Origin of the sequence: Pseudomonas sp. GL-B-26 (genome assembly GCF_019947405.1) — a bacterium.
Classification (GTDB): domain Bacteria; phylum Pseudomonadota; class Gammaproteobacteria; order Pseudomonadales; family Pseudomonadaceae; genus Aquipseudomonas.
Genome location: NZ_JAGYGJ010000094.1, coordinates 1 through 2,615 on the forward strand (window position 1 = coordinate 1; position 2,615 = coordinate 2,615).

At 61.8% G+C, this 2,615-nt stretch carries 3 protein-coding genes; all 3 read left to right on the forward strand.

Translation table 11 applies throughout. The features are described from left to right. Positions 1–103 precede the first annotated feature (103 nt). On the forward strand, positions 104–1,255 hold the full coding sequence (gene dapE / locus KGB23_RS29965) for a succinyl-diaminopimelate desuccinylase (RefSeq protein ID WP_008146697.1): 1,152 nt from the start codon (positions 104–106) through the stop codon (positions 1,253–1,255). After that, entirely contained in the window at positions 1,255–2,064 is an 810-nt protein-coding gene (locus KGB23_RS29970; protein WP_223433689.1) for a putative RNA methyltransferase, read from the forward strand. Before dapE ends, KGB23_RS29970 begins: the two co-directional genes overlap by 1 nt. A gap of 84 nt (positions 2,065–2,148) precedes the next feature. Beyond that, the gene (locus tag KGB23_RS29975) at positions 2,149–2,526 is read left to right on the forward strand and encodes a hypothetical protein (RefSeq protein ID WP_223433690.1); all 378 of its coding nucleotides are present in this window, start codon (positions 2,149–2,151) and stop codon (positions 2,524–2,526) included. Positions 2,527–2,615 lie beyond the last annotated feature (89 nt).

A 2,615-nucleotide genomic window follows, 5' to 3' on the forward strand; every position in this document is an offset into this window, starting at 1 on the left:
CGGTGTAACAATCAACTTTTATGCTGACTGACACACCGCATTCGCGAGCAAGCCCGCTCCCACATTTAGCCCGCGCCCATATTTCATGTTTTCGGAGTTTTCCATGACGGCCCACGCCGACCTTTCGCCGACCCTTCAACTCGCCATCGACCTGATCCGCCGTCCGTCCGTGACGCCGGTCGACGCCGATTGCCAGAAGCAGATGATGCAGCGCCTGGGCGATGCCGGTTTTGCGCTTGAACCAATGCGCATCGAAGATGTGGATAACTTCTGGGCGACCCACGGTAAACACGACGGTCCGGTACTGTGCTTCGCCGGCCACACCGACGTGGTGCCGACCGGCCCGGTGACCGCCTGGCAGATCGACCCGTTCAACGCGGTGATCGACGAACACGGCATGCTCTGCGGCCGTGGCGCGGCGGACATGAAAGGCAGCCTCGCTTCCATGACCGTGGCGGCTGAGCGTTTCGTCACCGACTACCCGGATCACAAGGGCAAGGTTGCTTTCCTGATCACCAGCGACGAAGAAGGCCCGGCGCACCACGGCACCAAAGCCGTGATCGAACGCCTTGCCGCCCGTAAGGAGCGTCTGGACTGGTGCATCGTCGGCGAACCGTCGAGTACCACCCTGGTGGGCGATGTGGTCAAGAACGGCCGTCGCGGCTCCCTCGGTGCCAAGCTGACCGTGCGCGGCGTGCAAGGTCACGTGGCTTATCCGCACCTGGCGAAGAACCCGATCCACCTCGCCGCCCCGGCGCTGGCCGAACTGGCCGCCGAGCACTGGGACCACGGCAACGATTTCTTCCCGCCGACCAGTTTCCAGATCTCCAACGTGAACTCCGGCACCGGCGCGACCAATGTAATCCCGGGTGACCTGGTGGCGGTGTTCAACTTCCGCTTCTCCACCGAATCCACCGTTGAAGGCCTGCAAAAGCGCGTCGCTGACATCCTCGACAAGCATGGCCTGGACTGGCACATCGACTGGGCGCTGTCCGGTCTGCCGTTCCTCACCGAACCGGGCGCGTTGCTCGATGCTGTCGCGTCGAGCATCAAGGACATTACCGGTCGTGAAACCAAGGCGTCCACCAGTGGCGGCACCTCCGACGGGCGCTTCATTGCGACCATGGGTACTCAGGTTGTTGAACTGGGCCCGGTCAACGCGACGATCCACCAGGTCAACGAGCGTGTACTGGCTGCCGACCTCGACGTGCTGACCGAAATCTACTACCAGACCCTGATCAAGTTGCTCGCCTGATGCTCGCCTGCCCGATCTGCAGCGAACCGCTGAACGCGGTGGACAACGGCGTGGCCTGCCCCGCCGGGCATCGTTTCGACCGTGCGCGTCAGGGTTACCTGAACCTGTTGCCGGTGCAGCACAAGAACAGCCGCGACCCTGGGGATAACCTGGCGATGGTCGAAGCCCGACGCGACTTTTTGAACGCCGGCCATTACGCGCCGGTGGCCAAGCGTCTGGCGGAACTGGCCGCTCGGTACGCACCGCAGCGCTGGCTGGACATCGGTTGTGGCGAGGGTTACTACACCGCGCAAATCGCCGAGGCCTTGCCGAACGCCGACGGTTACGCACTGGATATTTCCCGGGAAGCGGTCAAACGCGCCTGCAAACGTAACCCGCAGCTGACCTGGTTGATCGCCAGCATGGCCCGGGTTCCGCTGGCCTCTGGCAGCTGCCAGTTTCTCGCCAGCGTCTTCAGCCCGCTGGATTGGGAGGAAGCCAAACGCCTGCTCAGCCCCGGCGGCGGTTTGATGAAAGTCGGGCCGACCAGCGGCCATCTGATGGAATTACGCGAGCGTCTGTACGACGAAGTGCGTGAATACACCGATGACAAGCATCTGGCTTTGGTGCCGGAAGGCATGGCGCTGCAGCACAGCGAAACCCTGGAATTCAAACTGACGCTGGAAAAGGGTCAGGACCGGGCGAACCTGTTGGCCATGACGCCCCACGGCTGGCGCGCCAGTGCTGAGCGCCGGGCGGCGGTCATCGAACAGGTCGAGCCGTTCGAGGTCACCGTTTCGATGCGCTACGATTACTTCGTACTTCAATAACACCTTAATTTTTTGGTCTTCGGCATTTGTCGTAGGCCGGCTAAATCCGCGAATGGATTTTTCAGACCCGCAGTGAGGACATCCATGCGCCAACCCGATATCGAGATTTACCTGAAAGACGCCGACGTCGACTACAAGGCCGTCGCGGCCTGGCTCGGCACTGCTTTGGGCCCATGCACCGACTGGGTCCAGAAAGGCCAGACCTACAAGTGCAAGGCCGGCAACATGTCGGTCACCTGGTTGCCAAAAGCCGTGGGCAAATGGAACAGCCTGTTCCTGGACAGCGACCAGACCCCGTGGGAAGACGACATCGCCTGCGCCCGCGCAGCCTTTGCCGCGCTGAACGTCGAAGTGCGTTGCGCACCGGGTAGCTGGGTCGAGGAAGAAGGTGAAGAGACGGCCGATCGCTGGATGCGCATTAGCGCGGACGGTGAAGAAGAGATCACCTGGAAAACCGTCTAAGAGCAACGCCGATCAAATGTGGGAGCGGGCTTGCTCGCGAATGCGGTGTATCAGTCGACATCAACGTTGACTGATACACCGCATTCGCG

Coding starts and splice junctions, on each gene's coding strand:
- KGB23_RS29975 (WP_223433690.1), top strand. CDS start 2,149: ATGCGCCAACCCGATATCGAGATTTACCTGAAAGACGCCGACGTCGAC.
- KGB23_RS29970 (WP_223433689.1), top strand. CDS start 1,255: ATGCTCGCCTGCCCGATCTGCAGCGAACCGCTGAACGCGGTGGACAAC.
- dapE (WP_008146697.1), top strand. CDS start 104: ATGACGGCCCACGCCGACCTTTCGCCGACCCTTCAACTCGCCATCGAC.